Source organism: Microbacterium sp. A93, assembly GCF_051842835.1.
The window spans coordinates 849,513-871,931 of sequence record NZ_JBPXMT010000001.1 but is presented as its reverse complement, the minus strand read 5'-3'; the positions used below and the strand labels follow the sequence as shown (position 1 = coordinate 871,931).

Genomic DNA, 22,419 nt, shown 5'->3' with positions numbered 1-22,419 from the left:
GCAGATCAGTACGGGAAGAGTCATAAGCCATCCCCTGATCGTGCAAGACGAGGAGAACTGTCAGGCAGGTCCCGAGACACAACTGTCAGAAAAGCACTGAGACTTCACAGCGCGAGATTCCGCGGATTTCAAGCCACGAGCGCCCACTCGCAATCGCGCGAGGCGCGATGTGTGCAGGAAGAGTCACATCCGTTGCGAGTGGGCGCGGGTGGCTCACTTTTTGCGCGAAACAGAGCCACAAGTGACCACTCGCAACCTTGGAAAAGAGGGAGTTAGAGGCCCACTACGGCGCGGAGAGTTTGCAGAGCAGCCTTGGCGGCGTCGAAGGCAGGAGCGGGGTCAGCGCCGTTCTCGTATGCGACGGTCAGGTCAGCAAGGCGATCGGCATACAGCGCGACCGCTTCAGTCCACTCACCAGCGATGGCGCTCGGAGCGGGGCTGTCGGAGAATCGATTCGCGTCCTGTTGCAGGTTGCCGACGACCTGCGCTGGGTCCTCGCCGCCCTCGGCGATGATGCTGAGTCCGGTCGATGCGTCATCGAGTCGCGGCTGCATTTCAGCCGTGAACGTCCCGAGATCGGGATCCGGCACCGGAGGCTCGGTCGGAACCGGCTCCTCAGTAGGAACAGGCGTCGGCGTGGGAGTCGGCACTGCCGTAGGCGTAGGCGTCGGAGTCGGCGTCGCTGAAGGAGTGGGCGTCGGCGTAGGCGTCGCGCTCTCTGACGACGAAGGGCTGGGCGTCGGTTCAGGATCGCCGGCAGGAGGCAGCAGATAGAACAGCAGTACCCCGACGATCGCGACGACGAGTACGGAGAGGACGACGATCAGCCAGACGGCGCCCTTGTTGCTCTTCTTCTCCTCGGGGAACACCCACACTGCTTCGGGCTGGTGCTCTTGGCTCATCACTTCTCCAATGCGGGCATGGGCTGCCAGGTGCGGTCGCGACCGATCTTGCCACCGTCACGGATGCCGCGGAACAGGTTGCTCGTGCCGCGCACCGTGCGTTCGACGAAGAAGAGCCGGATCAGCTCCTTGAAGAAGGTCGCTGTCGTGCCCAGGCCAAAGAGCACCGGGTTGTACGCCTCGTGCACGCGGTAATAGTGCTTGATGAACGCGCGGTTGCGCATGATGTAGTACCGGTACGCGTTACTGGACGCGTTCATGTGGCGCACGCCCATATCCCACTGCTTGATCTCGCGGGTGCGGCGCAGCACGAACTCGTTCACGATCACGGCGGTCGTCAGCCTCGAGGCCAGCCACCCGTACATCTGGTCGTCCCAGTAGATGAAGAATCGCGGATCGGGCAGACCGATCTGCTCGACGATCGAACGGTGGATGAACATGCCCTCGAAGCATCCGCTGTTCATCTCCTTGAAGCCGGAGTCATCGAATCCGGCAGGAGCGAACGGGATCGGGATGCCCATGCGATCGGCGATCCGGTACTGCCAGTAGAACTCGCTGCCGTCGAAGTCGACGCGCCGGCCCTGGATGCTCTTGAAGCGCGGGGCCCAGGACCCCATCTTCGCCAGGCCGTCGGGGAAGACCTCGACGTCGTCGTCCATCATCCAGATCCACTCGCTGCCGAGCTCGTACGCGGTGCGCATGCCCTCGCTGAACCCACCGGAGCCACCGGTGTTCGTCTCCAACTTGCGGTAGACGATCTCGGTACCGACACGGTCGCGGAAGGACTCCACGACCTCTGTCGTGTCATCCGCTGAGGCATTGTCGATGATGACGACGTGGCCCGGCTTCGGATCCATCACGGTGATGCTTTCCAGCAGGCCCGTGAGCAGATGTGAGCGGTTGTACGTGACGATGACGATGGTCGCCGCCGCGGGGGTGAATGCAGCGGGCGCCGCGGTCATGCCTTCTCCTCGAAGATCTGCTGCCAAGACTTGTCGGACACGAGCTCGGGCAGCGCCTGACGGTACTGCTTCTGGAGCTCAGGCCAACGTCGCTTCAGCTCCGAGTGCAGGCGCATTGTGTCACGCAGCATCCGGCGGTACTTTTTACGGTCCCTGGTGTAGATGTTCTTGCCAGAGCCGTCTGCGGCACTGACCAGCGCACTGTCGAACGCGGGAAGCCGCCACCAGTGCGCGTCTTCCTTGCCGAACTCGACCTCGGGCTGGGCCACGTTGTCCGGGTTCGGCTTGTGCAGCCAATGTGCCACGAGCGTCGTCAGGGTGAAGATGCGCAGTTTCACACCGGTCGGGTTGTCGTAGTCGTTCTGCAGCAGCTTCTTGTAGACCTGACGTCCGTGCCGAGAGTGCAGCACCGTCGATGGGTCGCGGTGGACGGTCGTCTCCGGATACGCAGCGGCGAGAGCTCGCGCCGCTGGCATGGCTGTCGCGAGGTTCTCGCGCATATGAGCGGGCCCCGAGAGCACATCACGCAGCGCCTGCGCGCGCAGTGCCACCGGGTAGTACTGCATCATCATGAGGTGCTTGAGATCCACGCGGCGGCTGTGCGTGAGGAGCCGTCCGCCACGGGGGACGTTCGAGTGCAGGAGACCGGCAACGATGCGGTTGCGGGCATGGAAGTACGCCTGCCAGTCGATCGAGTCGTCCTTGTTCACCCACGACACATGCCACAGTGCAACGCCGGGCATCGACACAGTGGGGAAGCCCGCCTCGCCTGCGCGCAGGCAGAATTCTGCGTCATCCCATTTGATGAACGCGGGCAGAGCCAGTCCGACCTTACGGATCGCGTCGAGCGGGATCAGACACATCCACCAGCCGTTGTAGTCGGCGTCCATGCGCATGTGCAGCAGCGTGGACTGGCGGAGATTCGCAGTACCGAAGTCGTGCGGCATCTTCTCCTGGTAGAGGTTGCGCCACATGAAGGGACCTTCGTCCATGACCTCGGCCCAGCCGTGCAGCTTGGGGCGGTCGAGCAGGTCGAACATGTGACCGCCGACGAGCACCGGGTTCGTCGCATACTGACCGAACACGATCGAGCGTCGCAGCGACTCCGGTTCGATTCGCACATCGTCGTCGAGCAGCTGAACGAAGTCGCTCTCGGGGCGCTGCAGCGTCTCGTGCATGGCACGGGAGAAGCCACCGGAGCCGCCGAGGTTCGGCTGACGAATGACCTGAAGCATCTCGCCGAGCGACTCTGCGACTTCGGCATAGCCATCCTGGTCAGCAACGAGCTGCGTGCCCTGGTCGACGAGGAAGATGCGGTCGACGAACTCCAGCGCATCCGGAGACGCAGCGAGAGCCTGGAGCGTCTCGACGCAGTAGTCCGGCTTGTTGTAGGTCGTGATTCCCAGTGACGCCTTGCCTGTCCGCGTCGGTTCCTGCTCAGTGGTCCATTCGGCACCCTCGAGCACGGCACTCTTCTCGTCGGCCACGACGTCGAACCAGAGCCACCCGCCGTCGCTGTACTGCGTCAGTGCGAGGTCGAAGTGCGAGGTCGCATCGCCCATCACTTCGCGGGTGTCTACGCGCTGGCGCACGCCGGAGCCGTTGGAACGGTACACAAGCACCGTGGCCGGTCCGGTGGTGCGCACGGTCAGTCGCACCTGGCGCACGCTGGTCCAGTGCTGCCAATACGAGGCGGGGAAGGCGTTGAAGTATGTGCCGAGTGATACTCGGCGACCGGAGACGATGCGGGCGCTGTTTCGACCGAGAATGTTGCCGAGATGCGCGCGACTGGAAACGCGAACCGGCACTTCGCCGATGACCGACCATGTCTCGGGGTCGGCGTAAAGCGGCAGCAGATCAGGGTCGCGATCGAGCGGGAATACGACGTTCTGCAGGACGTGAGCCACGTGTGAGATCTCCGAGATTGCTTCGCCCCGCCCTTGTGGGCGCAAGCTGGATTCAGCGGGCATCGAGTAGCCTACCTTCTGCTCTTGAGGATCCGCGGAGAGCGCGCCACCCTTGCGCGCACCGGCGCGCAGGCTACGATTGGCGCGATGAAGGCTCTGATCACCGGCGGTGCCGGATACATCGGTTCAACTATTGCGACGGCGTGCCTGGAAGCAGGCATCGAGACGGTCATCCTCGACGACCTCTCCACCGGTCGTGAAGACTTCGGCGAGGGACGCAACCTCTATATCGGCGATATCGCGGATGCTGACCTCCTCGAACGCATCGTGGTGGATCACCCCGATATCGATGTCGTGGTGCACTGTGCTGCGCGCATCGTCGTGCCGGAGTCGGTGGCGGACCCGCTCGGCTACTACGACACGAACGTCGGCAAGACCGTCATCCTGTTGCAGAACCTCCGGAAGGTCGGCATCGGCCGCGTCGTATTCAGCTCCTCGGCCGCCGTCTACTTCGGCGATGGGGGCGAGGGCGTCGATGAAGGCGCACCGCTGGCGCCGTCGAGCCCTTATGCGACCACCAAGGCCATGGTCGAGAGCATCCTCTCTGACACGGCACAGGCTGGGGGGCTGCGTGCCATCGCCCTGCGCTACTTCAACCCGATCGGCGCAGACCCGCGCCTTCGCACCGGTTTGCAGAATCCGACGCCCTCACACGCCCTCGGCAAGATCATGCAGGCGCGTGCGGCAGGAGTGCCCTTCGCAATCACCGGCACCGACTGGGCAACCCGTGATGGTTCAGGGCTGCGCGACTACATCCATGTCTGGGATCTCGCCCTCGCCCACGTCGCCGCCGTGCAACAGTTCGATGCGATCGCCACGACATCCGATCCGTATCAGGTGTTCAACATCGGCACCGGTGATGGTGTCACCGTGCGTGAACTTGTGGCGGCATTCGAACGCGTCACGAACGAGCCGTTGCCCGTTGTCGAGGTCGAGCGTCGCCCTGGTGACCAGGCCGGTGCCTACGCGATCGTTGACCGCGCCGCGTCGGTGCTCGGATGGAAGGCGGAGCGTTCCGTCGACGACGGCGTGCGGGATGCCGTGGCCTGGGCAGAGAAGCTGCGTTCGCTCGGCTGAGCCAGACTGATCCGGCTGGCGTTACTTCTGCGGGCGCAGCGTCGGAATGACTCCGGTGTTCGCGGCATCGATGTTCTCACGCCACGAGCGCGACTGTCCGGCACGCAACGCGCACAGGACGAGCATGAACCAGCCAGCACCGGAAATGGTAAAACTCTCGAACATCGAGTCGACGGCGAGCGTGACAAGCACGAGTGGTGTCCACGCGTAAACAACCGAACGTCGCACGCTGGCAACCAGCCACGACCGGATCAGTGCCGCGCTGCCGAGGAGCAGGAACAGCAGCAGGCCAGCGACCCCGAGCTGCAGCAGCACGTCGAAGAACGCGTTGAGAGCGGTCTGATGGCGATCGTCCAGCAGATAGTTGATGTAGGTGAACGGATATTCTCCGCGCTGCCACGGGCCGAACCAGCCCCAACCCTGGAACGGCTTAATCGCCACGAAATCAAGGATCTGGTTCCACAGGTCGGCACGGGTGGAGAAATCTGAGCCTGCGCCCATCCACGCGATGATCTGATGCCGGAACGCGAACGCGACGACGAGAGCCGCGGCGACCAGCGCGCCCAGCATCCACTGGACGATATTTCGTCGCTCTGGCGGTGCATGACGCACGATCGTCAGCGCGCCCGTGGCCACACCGACGGCGAAAGCCAGCACGAGGACAGTCGGCGATGCGGAGAGGAGGGCAAGGAATCCGGCCAGCGCGATGGACGGGATCGCGATGGGAGCCGAGATCGACTGGGTGCGCCACTCGATGAAGAATGTGATGAGTGCGATCACTGCCACGAAACCGAGCATGTTGCGGGTGCCGAAGATGCCCTGAATGGGGCCGCCCATCGCGAGGTTGCCCTCGATGTCAAGAAACGCGATCGGAACGTCTATCAGCAGACCCGAGAGAATTTCGATCCCCAGTGACAGTGCGAGCAGTGCGCGCAGCGTGTCGCCGATTGCACGCACGGTCTGCAGCGTGTCGCGAATGTGGCCGATGGTGATTGCGATGAATGCGAAACCGAACATCCACACCCAGCCGATGAGGGTGTCAGAGCGATCGGTGCTCCAGATCACGCTGAGCAGAGCCAGAGCGAGGAAAGCCAATAGCGATGACGGGGCGACGCGCAGTAGGGAGAGTTCCTCGCGACGCACGAACAGGATTGCCGCTCCCAGCACACCCAGCAGGAGGATGATCGTGGCGAATGTCGTCGTCGACGTCATCCGCTCGATAAGGAACGAACCGAACGTCGCGGTCAGGGCAGTGATCGTGTACGCGCGTGCCATCTCGACGGAGCCGAGCAACCGGCTGAGTCGAGCCCGGGAGGTCATCACGGGATGCGCCGCGCCGTCTGGCCGCGTTCCGTCACACGGGACTGTTCACTCAGCCCCACACCCACCAGCGGCACCGATTTGATCTTGAACGAGAACAGCACCAGCATCAGCCAACCCCAGAGCATGATCGGGGTCGACTCGGCAAGGCCCTGCACCAGCAGGATGACGGTGAACAGCAGGGGCAGCAGCGTCAGCGGCGAGTACGGTCGGTCTGCGCGCAGATCCCAGCGCGGCCGATCAGCGGCGAAGAACCAGCCCCGCCACAACAGGCCGAAGTACGCGGCCGCCATCAGCAGCACGCCAACGACACCGAGCTGCATGAGCACGTCAAGCCACATATTGTGCGCGTGGAAGACCGTGATGCCGTGGTCGGTGATCCATCCGTCAAATGACGGATCGGTGGGGATCCACGGGCTCGAAAAGCCGTTGCCAAACACCGGATGGGTGGCCGCGCGCTCAAGAACCTTCGTCCAGATGACATCGGTGCGACCCGTGAGATCTGCGCTGCGACCAAGCGCTTCGAAAAGCGGCTTGTGGAACACGATCACTGCCGCGACCACGACTGCGACGCTGGCACCACAAGTGACGTAGATGCGAGTGCGTGCACCCGGCGTGCGAGTGCGGCGGATGAGCAATGCCACCGCGAGTACGACGGCTGCGGCGATCGCACACACGTAGGTGGTGGCAGAGGAGGCGCGGAGCATCAGGAAGGCGGCAAGCAGCATCCAGAGCGCGAGCGTTGTGTGCCAGCGCGCGTGAAGCGCCCACTGAACGCCGAAGGTGACTATCGCGAACAGGCAGATGATCGCCAACACATTGGAGTTTCCAACGATTCCCTGGATGCGGCCGCCGTCGAGGAGGTTGTCGCGTACCCAGTACCAGTGCGGGTCGAGGTCGCCCGTTGGCAGCGTGGCGAAGTTCGGCAGCAGCGGACCCCGCAGCGCCAAAGACACCCACAGTTCAAGCGCGAGCGACAGGCCGAGGATCCATTTGAACGCAGACGCCAGCGCGCGCACGATCTCATGCCAGCTGAATGCGTGCGCGATCAGGAGCGCGTTCACCGTGACAGCCGCGAGCAACAGCCAAGTGAGGACAGTCGCGCCCCGCCACTGTGACCAGGCGACGGAGAGGATGGCGAAGCAGACATAGCCGAGCGCAGACCAGGGGAGTCGTCGCCAGGGGAACGGATGCGGCTGCGCACGAGCGAGCATCGGCACACCGATCGCGAGAGCGGCAAGCGTGAGAAGGATCATCACGATGCCGGCGCCGAACTGGCCGACGAGGTTGTAGATCGCGGTGTGCGCGAAGGCGACGAAGAATACGACGATCGCGTACCCGCGCAACAGCAGATGCCCCGTCGACTCGCGTTCCGGCGCGGTGGGCGGGGCTGCCACTGGGTGCTTCGTGTACTGCGCCATCGGAATCAGGCTACCGTGACCGAGCCGACAGATCGCTGCGGCACGGCGGGATGGATACGCTGGAGTCATGTTGTTGAGCCTGTCGAATGTGCCGCGTGACTACGCCTGGGGATCTGCCTCGCTCATTGCCGAGTTGGAGGGGCGCCAGCCTTCGGGGGCTCCGGAGGCCGAAGTGTGGTTCGGGGACCACCCGGGCGATCCCGCCGATGTCGCCGGAGGAACGACGCTGGATGCCGTGACTGGCGGGACCCTGCCGTACCTGCTGAAGTTGCTCGCGGCGGCCGATCCACTGTCGATCCAGGTGCACCCGACCATCGCCCAAGCGCGCGACGGCTGGGCCCGTGAGACAGGTCTTGCGGCGGACGACCCCGCGCGCAACTATCGAGACGAGAACCACAAGCCCGAACTCATCGTCGCACTCAGTGACCGATTCGAGGCGCTCAGCGGCTTGCGGCCCGTTGCCGCCACGCTGAGGCTGCTGGCTGTCCTGGGCTCGTCGGCTGGCGTCACGGCGCTGCGCGAGAAACTCCGGGGCGGCGCTGATGCGGATGATGCTGAGCGACTGCGGGATGCCGTGGGGTGGCTGCTGTCCGGCAATGCACAGGCCGAAGTCGACGACATCATCTCCGCGTTGGGTGGGGCCACGTCGGAGGAGTTCGCCGAAGAGCTGACCGCCGGGCGAGCGATCGCGGAGCGTAACCCCGGCGACCCTGGAGTCGTCGTCGCCCTACTGATGAACTTCATCGTGCTGGGCCGCGGTGAGGGCATCTTCCTGCGCGCTGGACTGTTGCACGCCTACGTGTCAGGCCTAGGTGTGGAGATCATGGCCGCCAGCGACAACGTTCTGCGCGGCGGGCTCACTCCAAAGCATATTGACGTCGCTGAGCTGTTGTCGGTGCTTGACAGCACGCCGGGTGAAGTGCCGGTGCTGCGTCCGGCGGCATCCGAAGCAGTCACCGTATACCCGGCTGACGTCGCAGATTTCCTGCTGCGACGCGTGACTCTTTCCGGCAGCCCGGTCGCCGTCGAGGTGTCAGGGCCGACCATGGTGCTCGTGACGAGCGGGACGGTGACGGTGTCGGGCTCCGGCGATGAGTTGTCGGTCCCCGTCGGGGCGGCGGCCTTCGCCACCGCAGATGTGGCTGTGCTCACGCTCACTGGGTCAGGAGAGGCGTTCGTCGCTCAGCCAGGAAAGTGACGTGTTCCTGCGGGTTTCTTGCGACACGCCGCAGACACGCCGTAAACCTTCAACGAGCTCTTGAGGGTTTACTATCCGCGACTTGACCGGAGCGAATGACACGAGTGTAATTAGTAACGCACAGCCCGGTGGGGGGCATCTGTAAGGGCAAGGAGAACGATATGACGGGTTACCGTTCCGACGTTCCCGAGAACTGGTTTGTCGATCCGGTCAATCTCGGGGTTCCCGGGGTCAGGCGTGTTGAGCCTGATGATGACAGCGCTCTTTCTTGGCAGACCGACGCACTGTGTTCTCAGACGGACCCGGAGGCGTTCTTCCCTGAAAAGGGTGGTTCGACCAGAGACGCGAAGCGAATCTGCTCCTCGTGCGATGTGCGTGGCGAATGCCTGGAATACGCGCTGAACAACGACGAGCGCTTCGGCATCTGGGGCGGTCTCAGCGAGCGCGAGCGTCGCAAGCTCAAGCGCCAAGCTGGCTGATTCTTCATAGCTTCGCAGGCACGCCGGGCGCAGTGACTGCTGCCCGCGAACCCAGCGCATAGGCTGACCAGGCTATGCCAACCCGAGTTCATGCCATCATCGTCGCGCGTCCCGGTTCGTCCTCACGCGCGCAACTACTGCGGACGCTGGACGCGCTGACCCTGCAGACGCGTCGCGCAGACGCCGTCACCCTCGTTGTCTGCGGCGACGGTTCGTCCGTCCGCGCCAGCGAGGCAGTCGGGCGCGTGGTTGAGGGCATCATCGAGGCTCGCAGCAGCACATCGTTCGCCGAGGCCGTTGAACTGGCCAGGCCGCGCGTCGCGGAAGGTGCTGCCGTCTGGCTGCTCGCGCACGACACCGCGCCGCATCCGCACGCGCTCGCACAGCTCGCCGGCGCTCTGGAACGCTCTCCCTCCGCGGCGATCGCCGCGCCCAAGCTGGTCAACGCCGACGACGACCGCGAGATGGTTTCGCTCGGCGTGACCATGACAGCGCTCGGTCGCTCGGTCGAACTCGCCGCCGGTGAGCTCGACCAGGGCCAACACGACGGTCGCGATGACGCTCTGGGCTCCGACATTCGCGGTGTGCTCATTCGCAGTGAGGTGCGCGACCGTCTGCGACCCGATGCCGCACTCGCCGGCGCCGATGAAGGACTCGACCTCGGCGTACGTGCACGACTGGGCGGAGGGCGCGTCGTCCTCGCCCCCAACGCGCGCATCTCCGTGCACCCGGATGGCCCGGCCGCGCTCCCGCAACCTGCCGCGCAGCGTGCATTCGTCACCCGCCTTGCGCAGCTGCATCGCCGCCTTGCCTACGCGCCAGTGATGACCGTGCCGCTGCACTGGCTGTCGCTGCTGCCCCTCGCGCTCTGGCGCACCATCGTGCACCTGATCGGCAAACGGCCGGCATCGGTGTTCCCCGAGTGGGGTGCAGCGTTGACTGCCATGGTTCGCTTCGGCGCCGTGGCGCGGTCACGACAGCGCATCCGCTCGTTCCGCACAGCGCACTGGTCGAGCATCGCACCGCTACGGATGACCCGCGCGCAATTGCATCGCAGCCTTGACGATGGTCACGGCAGCGAGGGCGGAGCGGTCAGCGAACTGAACTTCTTCTCGGGCGGTGGTGCCTGGGCGGTGCTGGGCGCCCTCGTCGTGAGCGTCGCGTCTTTCACAACACTCCTGGCCTGGCCAGCGATCGGCGGCGGAGCACTGCTGCCGCTGCGGGATACGGTCACCGGCCTCTGGCAGGATGCTGCCTGGGGCCTGCGTGGCGTCGGCGTCGAGATCACCGGACCCGCCGACCCATTCGCCAGCGTGATCGCGGTGCTCGGAACGCTGTGGGGTGGCGCACCGTCATTCGCCATGGTGCTGCTCTGGCTGTTTGCGCTCCCGCTTGCTGTACTCGGTGGATGGTTCGCCGCGACACGGATCACCGATCGCGGCGGAATGCGCATCTTTGGTGGCGTCGCGTGGGCCCTGGCGCCGACCTTCCTCACCGCACTCGTCGATGGGCGCCCTGCTGCGGTTCTCCTGCATCTGATCCTCCCGTGGCTCTTCCACGCTGCCGTGGTCGCGCATCGCTCCTGGGGTGCGGCGGGTGCAGCATCCATCATTCTCGCCGCCGCGCTCGCCTGCGCTCCTGCGCTCGCACCCGGTATTGGGCTGCTCTGGCTGATTGCGATCATCCTCGTACTCGCGCGTGGTTGGTTCCACGGCGCAGTGCGAATGCTGTGGATGCTGGCGCCGACTGTCGTGCTCTTTCTCCCGATCGTTGTCTGGCAGCTGCAGTACGGGAACGTGTGGGCAATCTTCGCCGACCCGGGATTCGCTTGGGCAGGCCCGCAAGCGGCTGCTGACGGCGCCGGTCGAATGCTGCTGGCCACCGGATTCCCGACCGATACCCTTGCCGGCTGGACGCAGATCCTCGACCCGGCCATCGCCGTCTGGGCGCCACTTCTCATCGCCCCAATCGCGCTGTTGGCGCTCGCCGCGGCGATCGCCCCGCGTTGGGGTGCGGGCATCACGATGCTCGTTGTCACTCTCACCGGACTCGCGACGGCATTCCTGACGGCTGGCGCCACGGTCACCTTTGCGCATGGCGTGCCGGTGGCGATCTGGCCCGGAACGGGATTGAGTCTCGCGTGGGCGGGTCTGGTCGGCGCAGCGCTCGTCACGCTGGACACAGCCATCACCCTTCCCCGACTGCGCATCGTCGCGGTCACTATCGCCGGGCTGTCCCTTGCCGTCTGTGCCGTACCGGCGCTTGCGGCACTGCACACCGATCGCACCGTGCTCACCAACGGCCCGACAAGCACCCTGCCTGCGTACGTCGCCGCTGAGGCGCGGGGCGACCGCGAGATCGCAACGCTCGTTCTCACACCGCAGAACAGCGGAGGTCTGGCCTCAGAAGTCGTCTGGGGCGCGAGCGACACGCTCGGGGCTCAGACAACGATGCTGAACACAGCGACCGAGCCGCAGGGCATAGACATCAGCGCTCTCGCGGTAGATCTGCTCTCCACGCGAACCTTCGACGCGCCGGGCGAACTTGCTGAGCACGGAATTCACTTCGTCTTGCTCGATCAGGTCGCAGGTGACGAATCGGATGCTGCGCGCGCATTCCGCGTCGCCGCAGTCACGGCCCTCGACCAGCGGGCAGGTTTCGTGAAGGTGGGGGAGACCGACAAGGGCGTGCTCTGGCGCCTGGATGCTGCCTCCGCCGAACGGCCTGGGCTCACCAGCGCCGAAGCCGGCACGTGGCGAGCGGTCACAACGCTTCAGCTCATCGTCTTCTTCGCTGCCCTGCTCCTGTCGATCCCGACGCGGGCATCGCGACGCGCTGCCCGCGCGCAGTCACGAATCGTTGGGCGTTCGCCGGCCGAGCCCCTGGTGCTCCCGAAGCGTGCAGACGACAACTTCGACGACAACTTCGATGACAACTTCGACGACGAGCGCGAGGATGAGCGCGAGGATGAACCGGTCGAGTCAGCATCCGACCCGGAGCCAGCATCAGAGCAGGAGATAGCGGCAGACCCGGAGCCAGCATCCGAGCCGGAGGAGGAGCGATGACTCAGAAACGTGCGATCCGTGTCGTCGCGACGGGGGCCCGATTGGTGGTCGGGGCTGTGGTCGCTGCACTGTGCGTGGCCGGCGTTGCCGCGGGCGTCGCATTCGAGTGGCCCGGCATCGAGAACACGCCCGCGCAGGTATCGGTGCGACCCGCTGCCGGCGACACCACTCTTATCTGTACCGGAGCGTTCCGTGCGATCGGCCGCGACGTGCAAAACGCGCAGCAGATGTCGTCGGCCGGTGATGCCACGCTCACCGTCGACAGTAGTGGGCCGCGTGCTGACTCCGAGATTGCAGCTCCTGATCTGCTGGGTGCGGCCACCGCGCCGCAGCGATTCATCGGCAGTGCCGAGCAGGGCGGCACATCGCTGGTCTCGGCATCCGAGTCAATTGCGCTGGCCGCAGCCGACATCTCTGGGCTCGCAGCCAGCACCTGCCGCGAACCCCGCACGGAGTCATGGTTGCTCGGCGGAACTGTTGAGACGGGCACGAGCGATCTCATCATCCTGTCGAACCCCGGCGATGTCACGGCGGTGGCAACCTTGACGGTCTTCGGCACAGAACAGACCTCGACCGAGACGCTGGTGCCCGCTGGCACGCAACTTGCGGTGCCGCTGTCATCGATCGCCGCGGGGCTGCAACAGCCGGTGGTGCGTGTCACGGCGGCAGGCGCTCCACTGCGGGCAGTGTTGCAGTCATCCCTCATCCGTACACTCGACCCGTCTGGAATCGATGTGCAGGACACCGCGGGTGTGCCACGCACAGACCTGACGTTTGCGGGTGTGCAGGTTGTCACGGACGAGCCCGATTCCCCGGTCGCGGTGCTGCGCCTGATGGCGACTGATCAGGCCACGACAGCGACCATCACGGTGCGATCTGCGAACAAGATCGTGCAGACGACATCGGTGCCGCTGGATGCCGCCACTCCCGCCGAGGTGAACCTCGATGGTCTGGACGTGGGCATCTACAGTGTCAGTGTCGAGGCGGACGTGCCGATCGTGGGCGCCGTCTGGCAATCCACTGGTGCCGGCGCCGGTACGGACTTCGCGTGGATGACCTCGGCGCCGCAGATCGATCGAGAACTCCTCGCCGCTGTGCCCGCCGGTCCGAACCCGCGACTGCACCTCGTGAACTCTGGGCAATCGCAAGCGACCGTCACGCTGGCTCCGACAAATGGTGCTGCCGGTGAAGAAGTCACGGTTCCCGCCAACGGCTCCGTTGTGGTCGATGTCTCGGCCGATACGACCTACGCGTTGACGATGAACGGCGCGGATCTGCACGCAGCAGTCGTGCTGTCAGATGTCAACCAATTGGCGGGCTGGCCGCTGTGGCCTGCGGCATCCGCTCGGAGCGCGATTACCGTCTATCCCTGACCGTCTATCCCTGATCGGGGCCGAACTCCCACGGCTCCTTGCCGACGTACTCGGCGGCAGCGCGGAACACTGCACTCTCGATCGCGATGCGACGATGCATACCGTCATCGTGGCCGAGGGGGAGCAACCGTTCAATCGGAATTCGAAACAGCACGATCCGGCGCTCTTCCCGTTCGATGCGCCAGCGGGGGATGCCGTGTTCATCGGCATCCAGCGGAAGCCCGCCGATCTCAAAGCGCACCTCTTGCAGTTCCGGCCACGTGCCGCGCAGGAACTCGACAGCGTTTCCGATCGTCAGATCGAAGCGATCGATCCGGCCGTCCAATGGTGCCAGCGGAGGGCGCACCACCTCGCTACGACCCAGGCGTCCGTGTCGTCCGTGTCGAGCGCCGCGGCGAGGAGCTGCGGCACCGGGTTCAGAACGGCGACGGGGCATGACCAAAGTCTATGGCGTCCCGCGCGGCATCCAGGCGTGGCTTCACTCGCGCTCTACGCTGGCAGAGATGAACGGCAGACTCTGCTCGAAGGTTACCTGCGCCCGTGAGGCGGTGGCTACGCTGACCTATGATTACCCGGATCAGATGGCGGCGCTCGGACCGCTCGGGCCCCTGGGGGCATCAGGTCATCCGCATGCACACGATCTGTGTGCGCAGCATGCCGAGCGGCTCTCCGTCCCCGCAGGCTGGATCGTGGTTCGACACGAGGCCCTGCGCGTCTGAGTTTCGGTTGTATTCACGCCAATGAATTGCATACTTAGAAAGCAATTATGGCTAGGATGATTCCGGATGCACCACGGTGGCGCTTCCGGAGAGGTTCCCGTGATCGTCTGGCGCCGATGGATTTTCCCCATCCTGCTCGTAATCGTCTTCGGCGCTTGCGCTGCCGGCCTGGTCAAGCTCGCGTTCTTCCCTGAAGCCGGTGCGGCGATGGTGAGCCCAGAAGCGGGCATCACAGACCCGGTGATTCCCGTGGAACGCGGCTCGGTGACCAATGAACTGTCGCTGAGCGGAAATGTCGCGCGCGACGAGGCCTATCCCGTGCGTAGCGAGATCAACGGCACGGTGACCGCCGTTCACGTCGGCAATGGCGCAGTCGCTGCCGGGCAGGTGCTGTTCACCGTGAAGCAGGACTATCCGGTGCGCAACATCGACATCGTGGCGCCAGAGGCGGGAGATCTGTCTGAGATCGCCGTCATCAAGGGCCAACAGGTCTCGGTCGGTGGCGATGTCGTCACCCTGAGCCCGGCCCGCTATCACCTGGTCGCCGCCGTGGAACCCGTTCAGCTATACCGACTCGTGAACACGCCCGCCGAGGCCACCGTGACGATCACCGGAGGCCCGGCCCCCTTCAGTTGTACCGGAGTTCAGGTGCAGGTCACGGCCGACGGCGCAGCCAGCGTGCGGTGTGCTCTCCCAGCCGAGCAGACCGTGTTCGCCGGTCTTCCTGCACAGATGGATCTCGCACTCGGACAGGTGGACGACGCGGTCGTCGTTCCCGTCACCGCGGTGCAGGGCGGCTCCGGCTCCGGCGTGGTCTGGATCGACGCTGGCGAAGGTAGCGAGCCGGAGGAGCGCACAGTGACTCTTGGCGTCAATGACGGCGCGATCGTCGAGGTCGTGGAGGGGCTCGAAGAGGGCGAGATGGTGCGCCAGTTCGTGCCCGGTTTCGTCGCCCCGGTCGAGGAATTCTGCTACGAGATCGCACCCGGCGTCGAACAGTGTGACAGCGGGATGAGCTGGTGACTCTGGTTGCGCTGGAGAACGTCGCCAAGAGCGTTCTCCTTGCCGATGACTCGCGATTGGAGATCCTGCGCGGGATCAGCTTGGAGGTGAGCGCTGGTGATCACGTCTCGATCGTCGGGCGTTCCGGATCAGGCAAGTCCACGCTGCTGAACATCCTCGGCATGCTCGATGCGCCGACCGAAGGCTCCGTGTCGTTCGAGGGGGTGCCGGTGCGGAAGATGCGCAGCGGCAAACTCGACCGGCTCCGCGGAGCCAACGTCGGCTTCGTCTTCCAACAGTTCAACCTGCTGGCCGGACGCACCGCGATCGACAACGTCATGATGCCACTGGGGCATGCAAAAGGACGCATGTTCTGGAAGCGTCGCGAACTCGCCGCGGACATGCTGGAGCGAGTGGGCCTCGGACACCGCATCGACCAGCTCGCTGATCGTCTGTCCGGCGGTGAGCAGCAGCGAGTCGCGATTGCGAGGGCGCTCGTGCGCAAGCCGGTACTCATCCTCGCGGACGAGCCGACTGGCGCGTTGGACATCGACACCGGAGCATCCGTCATGGCGCTCCTGGACGAGGTTGCGACCGAGACGGATGCCGCGCTCGTGACGATCACACACGATCTGCACGTCGCGGCCCGCGCACGCCGGCACTACCGGCTCGAAGCGGGGCAGCTCTCACCTGTCGACCTCAGCCGAGCCTTCGAAGCATCCACTCTTGCCGAAGCTGTGCCTGGCACTGACGTTCGGCACGGTATGCCGGTCCCTGTTGCGGTCCCTGTCGCCGCAGCAGCGCGCGAGACACCGGAGGTCATCGCATGAGCGGCTTCTTCGGTTCCCTTGCCGATGCGTGGTCAGAGATCCGGGTACACAAGCTGCGCGTGCTGCTCAGCCTGATCGGCATCGCGGTGTCGGTCGCCGCGTTGACGGCCGTCGTCGCCTTCTCGGAGTACCAGCGGCAATATCAGGTCGAGCAGTCCGACCGCTACGGCGGGCGCGCGGCCACCATCTCGGTCAGCATTATGAGCGAGGACGGCAGCCCGGTCGATTCTGACGCCTTCGATGAGCGCTTCGCAGGAGTCAGCGAGCGGTTCGGGTTCAGCCACACCGCGCGGGTGGCCGATGGCTTGATGCTCAGCGTTCAGCTGCCAGACGGGGTCATGGGCATTAATGGCAGACTTATTGACCCCCTCTATACCGAGATGCACCGTGAGCAGTTGCTCGAGGGACGTTGGTTCCGCGCCGGAGACGAGGAATCGCTCGCACCGCCGGTAGTGATCACCGAAGCGCTGTGGGATCGTGTCGGTCGGGTACCGGTCAGCGCACATCCCACGATCACGATTCTCGGTGATGCCGGCGGCACCTATCAGGTGGTCGGCGTCGTTCCCAAGCAGGGGCAGTGGGACGAGGAGTTGCGTATTGACGTGCTGTACGACGCGTACGCCGCCCGTGTCGACCAACTGCCGGAGGGTACCTACCCGCGTTACGAGGTGTGGGTCACCGAAGCGCAGGCCGCTGAAATCGGCCCTGTGCTCGCGATGGATCTGCGGGCGGGACTTCCGGCCGGACAGGTGATCTCGGTCAATCGCACGGACTGGGCATCGCAGCCCGGCATGGAAGACTCCATGCGCACCTTCGAGCTGATCACCGGCGGTATCGCGGCTCTCATCCTCGCGCTCGGCGCGTTGAGCCTGATCAACATCCAGCTCGTCGCCATGCGGCAGCGCGTGCGGGAGATTGGTGTCAGGCGGGCGTTCGGCGCCACGTCAGGACGCGTGTTCGTGTCCGTGCTGCTGGAGAGTCTGGTGGCGACCACAGTCGCCGGCATCATCGGCATCGCGATCGTCGTCGCTGTGCTGCGCTCAGACTGGGTGGTACCGGCGATGTTCCAGGGGATGCAGGATGTTCCACCGTTCCCGATGCGCGCCGCTGTCACAGGCCTGGTGGCATCCGTCATCGTTGGTGCGGTCGCAGGATTCATCCCGGCGATGGTTGCGCTGCGGGTGAAGGTGATCGACGCGATCCGCTTCTAAAGCCCGTAGTGGCGTCAGACGCCGACGTGGCGACCGGAGAGCTTCTCCGCTCGCGCGTCGGCGATGGCCAGCGCACGACGCTCGCGCTCGCGGCGCAGCACGGTGATGGCGATGAGGAGCTGCTCCGGGTGGGCTGCCGGCTGCGGTGAGACGTATTCGGCCGTCTCCGCGACAAGCTCGTGCGCGATCCGTGCGCGGGCGGACGGCGACATCCGCTCGGCGTGCTGCAGAAACTGCGTGATGCGTCGGGCGAGGCGGTCCGGCATCCGCGCGGCATCTGCGATCTGTGCCCAGCCTGCGAGGGCAGGAGGCATCACAGCGACGAGCGGGATCAGTTTCGGGGTACGTACGCGTTGGCTGTACGTGCCGGCCACCAGATCTCCCAGGCGCTGCGAACGTGCGGTGAACGCGCCGGAGAGCAGCGCGATGGCGCCGAACGTCATATAGGTTTCGAGCACACCGATCAGCGCGCGGATGAAGGCATGGCGAAATCCGGTCGCTCCGCCGTCCAAACGCACGATGCGTCCGCCGACGGCGAGTTTTCCGAGGCTACGGCCACGCAGCGCCAACTCCATCACGATCGGCACGACGACGAAGCACACCACTATCGCCAGCACGTTCATGATGCCGTCGATCGCGCCGGTGACGATGCCAGTGACCAGCAGCCACGTGCGCAGCCAGAGGAACAGCAGAAACAGCGCCCAGCTGAGCGCCATGTCGATCAGTGCGCCGAGGGTGCGCATGAAGAACCCGAGCGGTTGGATATCGATTGCGACGGCTTCGCCGGAGAGAACCTCGTCCGCGGTGTCGATCGGCGTAGACATGAGTACAGTAAATCAGGTGGATGCTGATGCTTTGAGCGATGCTCGCCGTACTGAGTGGGAACGGCTCGACGAACTCAGCCGCCAGCGGCTGGATGGCGCGGGAGTTGACGAACTCATCGTGCGCTACCGTGCCGCGTCGGCGGACCTTGCCGAGCTGAAGACCTCAGTGGGCGATTCTCCTCAGGGGGCATACCTCTCGTTGATCCTCGCGAAGGCACGGCTGCGGCTGACAGGCACCTCGGACAGCATCCTCACCCAGATCGGCCGCTTCTTCACTGATCAGCTTCCTGCTGCGCTGTACCGGCTGCGTTGGACGACGCTGGTCATCGCGCTGGCTTTCATCGCGATCACGGCCGGCGTCGCGGCATGGATCTCCAGTGATCCTGCCCTGGTCGCGACGCTCGGGCCGGCTGACTTCCTCGAGCAATACGCCGAAGAGAGTTTCACCGAGTACTACACCGAGAACCCGGCGGCCGTGTTCGCGGGCATGGTCTGGACGAACAACGCCTGGATTGCCATGCAGTGCGTGCTGTTTGGCGTCAGCGGAATCTGGCCGATCTACATGATCGCGCAGAACGCGTTCGGCCTCGGCGTCTCCGGTGCGGTGATGGCCGCGCACGACCGCCTCGACGTGATGGTGCTGTACATCCTGCCGCACGGGATGCTGGAGATGACGAGCATCTTCGTCGCTGCGGCGGCGGGGCTGCACATCTTCTGGGCATGGGTGGCTCCTGGCCACCGCAGCCGCGCGACCGCTCTGGCACAGGAAGGGCGCGCTCTGGCGACGGTAGCCATCGGGCTGGTCTTCGCGCTGTTCCTCTCCGGGCTGGTGGAGGGGTTCGTCACCGGCTGGTCGCTGCCATGGCCCATCAAGATCGGTATTGGTGCCGCGGCGCTCGGCGTCTTCCTCGCCTACATGCTGCTGGTCGGACGTCGCGCGTATCAGCGGGGCGAACGAGGCGATCTCCTCGAGTACGAGGCCGGTACGCCGCAGCTCGTCGCCGGCTGAGCGTTCAGGCAGCCCCGTGGCATGCCTGGCTGAATGCCCCGCAGCTGGTGGCAGAAGAAAAATCCGGCTCCGGGATGAACCGGAGCCGGGTTTTCCTTCCCGCTATGCCGCGTCGGCGGACGCCGCGGCGAGCGGATGCGCGAGGGTCAGACGTTCTTCGTGCCGTCGAGCAGCGCCTTGTAAGCGAAGCCGGCGATCATCGCACCCACGACAGGGAACACCAGGAACACCCAGAGCTGTGACAGTGGGCCGGCGCCGCCGTAGACCGCAGCGGCAATAGAGCGCGCCGGGTTTACCGATGTGTTGTCCACCGGGATGCTGATGAGGTGGATCAACGTCAGGGTCAGACCGATCGCGAGTCCAGCGAACGGCGTCGGACGCAGCTTGTGCGTCGTTCCCAGGATCACGAAGAGGAAGATCGCAGTCAGGATGACCTCGATGATGATGGCCGACCACATGCCGAATCCACTGGGGGAGTGCTCACCCCAGCCGTTGCTCGCGAAGCCCGCATCCTGGGCTCCGGTGAGCCATCCTTCCGGACCGAACAGGCCGATCAGCACGAGCGCGGTGCTGGCGACGAGTCCACCGACAATCTGGGCGATGATGTAGCCGGGAACGTCACGCCAGGGGAGGCGACCCGCAGCAGCAAGACCCAAGCTGACTGCAGGGTTGAAGTGTCCGCCGGAGATCGGACCGAAGGCGTAGACGCCGACGACGACCGTGAGTCCGAAGGCGAGAGCAACAGCGACGTAGACGGCCGAACCCGAACCGGGGTCGGTGAAGTGGTTGGAAGCGAACAGGGCGGTACCGACACCGCCGAACACCAGCAGAAATGTGCCGAGCGCTTCAGCAGTGAGCTTGGATCCGACAGACGGCGTCGCAGGCGCAGCCTCGGCGAGTGATTCACTCATGAGATTCCCTTTCGTCAGTTCGAGTCGAAAGACGACCGAATTCAGCCCATATCATCCACCGCTGGGGTGCGGCGATGCGGGAGGCGCGCCGAAGCGCGTTCAGCGTTCTCCCAGCGGATGCATAAGGTGCGGATACGACGAAGGGGCCGGATGCCGAAGCATCCGACCCCTACACAATCGGGTGACTACTCGCCGACACCCACCGGCTCGGCCTCGCCGATGGGGAGCCCTGCCAGCTCGCGCAGCGTGTCGCCGAGCGCCTGGTCGACCTGACCCCAGTACCAGAAGAAGCGCTCCTGGACGGCGGGGACGCTGAGTCCGTTGTACTGGCCGACGAGGGTTTCGATGAAGCGCGCGCGCTCCTCGTCCGAGAACACATTGTTGAACAGTGTGCGGGCCTGCCCGAAATCATCATCCTCGGAGTGCAGGGTCGCCGCGCTACGCAGGAGGGTGCCGTCGTCCTCCCAGCTGGCCTCGACACCACGTGCCGGGTCGGCTACGGGGCCGCCTGCCGCGCCGTAAGAGTGCGGTGCGTAGACGCGGTGTTCCGCCGTGTTGAAGTGGTACTGCATGTTGCCCTCGTGCATGTAGTTGCTCACCTGGGCGGCATGCGGCTGGTTCACCGGCAGCTGGTTGTAGTTAGTGCCGATGCGGTAGCGCTGTGCGTCGGGGTACGAGAACACCCGGGCCATCAGCATCTTGTCGGGGGAGATGCCGGTGCCAGGAACCTGGTTGCCGGGCGAGAAGGCGGCCTGCTCGATCTCGGCGAAGAAGTTCTTCGGGTTGCGGTTCAGTGTGAACGTGCCGACCTTGATGCGGGGGTAGTCCTTCTTCGACCAGGTCTTGGTCAGATCGAACGGGTTGAAGCGGTAATCCTTGGCCTCGTCGTACGGCATGACCTGCACGTAGACGTCCCAGGACGGGAACTCTTCGCGCTCGATGGCCTCGTACAGGTCGCGACGGTAGTGGTCGGCATCCTGACCGGCGAGGCGCTCGGCCTCGTCAGCGAACATCGGCTCGACGCCCTGCTTCGACATGAAGTGATACTGCACCCAGAAACGCTCACCCTCAGCGTTGACCCACTGATAGGTGTGCGAGCCGTAGCCGTTCATGTGGCGCCATGAGCGTGGTAGGCCACGGTCTCCCATGAGGTAGGTGACCTGGTGAGCGGACTCGGGCGAGAGGGTCCAGAAGTCCCACTGCATGTCGGCATCGCGCAGACCGGAGCCGGTGAGGCGCTTCTGCGAGTGGATGAAGTCGGGGAACTTGATGCCATCACGCAGGAAGAACGTCGGGGTGTTGTTGCCGACGATGTCGAGGTTGCCCTCGGTCGTGTAGAAACGCAGTGAGAAGCCGCGGACGTCGCGCCAGGTGTCGGGGGAGCCCTGCTCACCTGCGACGGAGGAGAAGCGAATCAGTGTCTCGCTCGTGGCGCCCTTCTGGAAGACGGCCGCGCGGGTGTACTGCGAGACGTCTTCGGTGATGACGAGCTCGCCGAAGGCGCCGCCACCCTTGGCGTGCGGGTTGCGCTCCGGCACACGCTCACGGTTGAACGATGCGAGCTTCTCGACCAGGTAACGGTCGTGTAGCGCGGTGGTGCCGTCAGCACCGGCAGTCAGCGAATGGGCGTCGCTGGCAACCGGGGTGCCGGTCTGGGTGGTGGTGAAGGATTGGGAAGTCATTCACTTTTCCTTTCGCAATCAGAACAGATGGCTCGATACGTCACAGAGGCTTCGATGATCCGCATCCCGTGATCGTGGGATGGGTGCAGGCAAGGGGCGGCGCCGAGAGCGCACGCGACATCTTCTACGCGCCCGCATCGGACGCACTGCAGGTGGTGATGGTTATCGTCTGCGTGCTGTACCTCGTAGAGGGCGCTCGCGGCATCGGGAAGGCTCACCCTGCGAACGATGCCCGCATTTGTGAGATCGCCAAGGATGCCGTGGACAGTGGGCAGAGCAACACCGTTGAACGTGTCGCGCAGCGCACCGTACACCGAATCGGCAGAGGTGTGTGGGCGAGAGATCAGGGCATTGAGCACGGCAACGCGCTGCACCGTCACACGAAGCCCCGCGGCGCGCAGGCGCTCGGGTGCTTCCAGCGTGACGTTCAGGTCCATACCCTCATTGTGTCACTGTTCTGAATGATT

Annotated in this window: 20 protein-coding genes; 10 read left to right on the top strand and 10 right to left on the bottom strand. The window is 64.9% G+C overall.

From position 1 onward, the window contains the following. Positions 1–272 precede the first annotated feature (272 nt). From ACSU1G_RS04320 to ACSU1G_RS04310, 3 genes are read right to left on the bottom strand one after another with little or no spacing between them, the layout of a single operon-like run. The gene (locus tag ACSU1G_RS04320) at positions 273–902 is read right to left on the bottom strand and encodes a hypothetical protein (RefSeq protein WP_439278652.1); all 630 of its coding nucleotides are present in this window, start codon (positions 900–902) and stop codon (positions 273–275) included. After that, positions 902–1,864 (bottom strand): glycosyltransferase, encoded by a 963-nt coding sequence (locus ACSU1G_RS04315; RefSeq protein ID WP_439278651.1) that lies wholly within the window; start codon positions 1,862–1,864, stop codon positions 902–904. The genes ACSU1G_RS04320 and ACSU1G_RS04315 overlap by 1 nt, the downstream gene beginning before the upstream one ends. Continuing rightward, complete coding sequence (locus tag ACSU1G_RS04310; RefSeq protein WP_439278695.1) at positions 1,861–3,633, bottom strand: glycosyltransferase; 1,773 nt, start codon at positions 3,631–3,633, stop codon at positions 1,861–1,863. Before ACSU1G_RS04310 ends, ACSU1G_RS04315 begins: the two co-directional genes overlap by 4 nt. A gap of 285 nt (positions 3,634–3,918) precedes the next feature. On the opposite strand from ACSU1G_RS04310, the gene galE reads away from it, so the two are divergent. After that, entirely contained in the window at positions 3,919–4,908 is a 990-nt protein-coding gene (galE, locus tag ACSU1G_RS04305) for a UDP-glucose 4-epimerase GalE (RefSeq protein WP_439278650.1), read from the top strand. A 21-nt stretch (positions 4,909–4,929) separates the two neighbouring features. On the opposite strand, the gene ACSU1G_RS04300 is transcribed toward galE, so the two are convergent. Together ACSU1G_RS04300 and ACSU1G_RS04295 are read right to left on the bottom strand one after the other, a co-directional pair. Further along, positions 4,930–6,228, bottom strand: a complete 1,299-nt coding sequence (locus ACSU1G_RS04300; RefSeq protein WP_439278649.1) for an O-antigen ligase family protein — start codon at positions 6,226–6,228, stop codon at positions 4,930–4,932. Next, positions 6,228–7,649: an O-antigen ligase family protein gene (locus ACSU1G_RS04295; protein WP_439278648.1), complete on the bottom strand. Its 1,422-nt coding sequence runs from the start codon at positions 7,647–7,649 to the stop codon at positions 6,228–6,230. Before ACSU1G_RS04295 ends, ACSU1G_RS04300 begins: the two co-directional genes overlap by 1 nt. 67 nt (positions 7,650–7,716) lie before the next feature. Between ACSU1G_RS04295 and manA the strand changes: the two genes are divergently transcribed. The 4 genes from manA to ACSU1G_RS04275 all read left to right on the top strand — a co-directional run bounded on the left by manA (position 7,717) and on the right by ACSU1G_RS04275 (position 13,764). Next, positions 7,717–8,847 carry a mannose-6-phosphate isomerase, class I gene (gene manA / locus ACSU1G_RS04290; RefSeq protein WP_439278647.1) on the top strand — a complete coding sequence of 377 codons (1,131 nt, stop codon included), beginning with the start codon at positions 7,717–7,719 and terminating at the stop codon, positions 8,845–8,847. A 161-nt stretch (positions 8,848–9,008) separates the two neighbouring features. After that, on the top strand, positions 9,009–9,326 hold the full coding sequence (locus ACSU1G_RS04285; protein ID WP_439278646.1) for a WhiB family transcriptional regulator: 318 nt from the start codon (positions 9,009–9,011) through the stop codon (positions 9,324–9,326). Positions 9,327–9,400: 74 nt separating this feature from the next. Then, positions 9,401–12,391: a glycosyltransferase gene (locus tag ACSU1G_RS04280; protein WP_439278645.1), complete on the top strand. Its 2,991-nt coding sequence runs from the start codon at positions 9,401–9,403 to the stop codon at positions 12,389–12,391. After that, entirely contained in the window at positions 12,388–13,764 is a 1,377-nt protein-coding gene (locus ACSU1G_RS04275) for a DUF5719 family protein (RefSeq protein ID WP_439278644.1), read from the top strand. The genes ACSU1G_RS04280 and ACSU1G_RS04275 overlap by 4 nt, the downstream gene beginning before the upstream one ends. 4 nt (positions 13,765–13,768) lie before the next feature. On the opposite strand, the gene ACSU1G_RS04270 is transcribed toward ACSU1G_RS04275, so the two are convergent. Beyond that, positions 13,769–14,200 (bottom strand): hypothetical protein, encoded by a 432-nt coding sequence (locus tag ACSU1G_RS04270; protein WP_439278643.1) that lies wholly within the window; start codon positions 14,198–14,200, stop codon positions 13,769–13,771. A 67-nt stretch (positions 14,201–14,267) separates the two neighbouring features. Here ACSU1G_RS04270 and ACSU1G_RS04265 point away from each other — a divergent pair, with 67 nt between their 5' ends. The 4 genes from ACSU1G_RS04265 (at position 14,268) to ACSU1G_RS04250 (ending at position 17,526) form a co-directional block, all read left to right on the top strand. Then, on the top strand, positions 14,268–14,483 hold the full coding sequence (locus ACSU1G_RS04265) for a DUF3499 family protein (protein WP_439278642.1): 216 nt from the start codon (positions 14,268–14,270) through the stop codon (positions 14,481–14,483). A gap of 66 nt (positions 14,484–14,549) precedes the next feature. Then, the gene (locus ACSU1G_RS04260; protein ID WP_439278641.1) at positions 14,550–15,506 is read left to right on the top strand and encodes a hypothetical protein; all 957 of its coding nucleotides are present in this window, start codon (positions 14,550–14,552) and stop codon (positions 15,504–15,506) included. Further along, positions 15,503–16,315, top strand: coding sequence for an ABC transporter ATP-binding protein (locus ACSU1G_RS04255; protein ID WP_439278640.1), 813 nt, complete (start codon positions 15,503–15,505; stop codon positions 16,313–16,315). Before ACSU1G_RS04260 ends, ACSU1G_RS04255 begins: the two co-directional genes overlap by 4 nt. After that, entirely contained in the window at positions 16,312–17,526 is a 1,215-nt protein-coding gene (locus ACSU1G_RS04250) for an ABC transporter permease (RefSeq protein WP_439278639.1), read from the top strand. Before ACSU1G_RS04255 ends, ACSU1G_RS04250 begins: the two co-directional genes overlap by 4 nt. Positions 17,527–17,540: 14 nt before the next feature. Here the strand turns inward: ACSU1G_RS04250 and ACSU1G_RS04245 are convergent, their stop codons facing one another. Continuing rightward, positions 17,541–18,350, bottom strand: a complete 810-nt coding sequence (locus ACSU1G_RS04245; RefSeq protein WP_439278638.1) for an RDD family protein — start codon at positions 18,348–18,350, stop codon at positions 17,541–17,543. 16 nt (positions 18,351–18,366) lie between these two features. On the opposite strand from ACSU1G_RS04245, the gene ACSU1G_RS04240 reads away from it, so the two are divergent. After that, the gene (locus tag ACSU1G_RS04240) at positions 18,367–19,359 is read left to right on the top strand and encodes a stage II sporulation protein M (protein ID WP_439278694.1); all 993 of its coding nucleotides are present in this window, start codon (positions 18,367–18,369) and stop codon (positions 19,357–19,359) included. Between the two features lie 146 nt (positions 19,360–19,505). Here ACSU1G_RS04240 and aqpZ read toward each other — a convergent pair whose 3' ends face one another. From aqpZ to ACSU1G_RS04225, 3 genes are all read right to left on the bottom strand, one after another. Further along, positions 19,506–20,270: an aquaporin Z gene (gene aqpZ, locus ACSU1G_RS04235; RefSeq protein WP_439278637.1), complete on the bottom strand. Its 765-nt coding sequence runs from the start codon at positions 20,268–20,270 to the stop codon at positions 19,506–19,508. 185 nt (positions 20,271–20,455) lie between these two features. Beyond that, on the bottom strand, positions 20,456–21,952 hold the full coding sequence (locus ACSU1G_RS04230) for a catalase (RefSeq protein ID WP_439278636.1): 1,497 nt from the start codon (positions 21,950–21,952) through the stop codon (positions 20,456–20,458). Next, positions 21,949–22,389: a Fur family transcriptional regulator gene (locus ACSU1G_RS04225; protein ID WP_439278635.1), complete on the bottom strand. Its 441-nt coding sequence runs from the start codon at positions 22,387–22,389 to the stop codon at positions 21,949–21,951. The genes ACSU1G_RS04230 and ACSU1G_RS04225 overlap by 4 nt, the downstream gene beginning before the upstream one ends. Positions 22,390–22,419 lie beyond the last annotated feature (30 nt).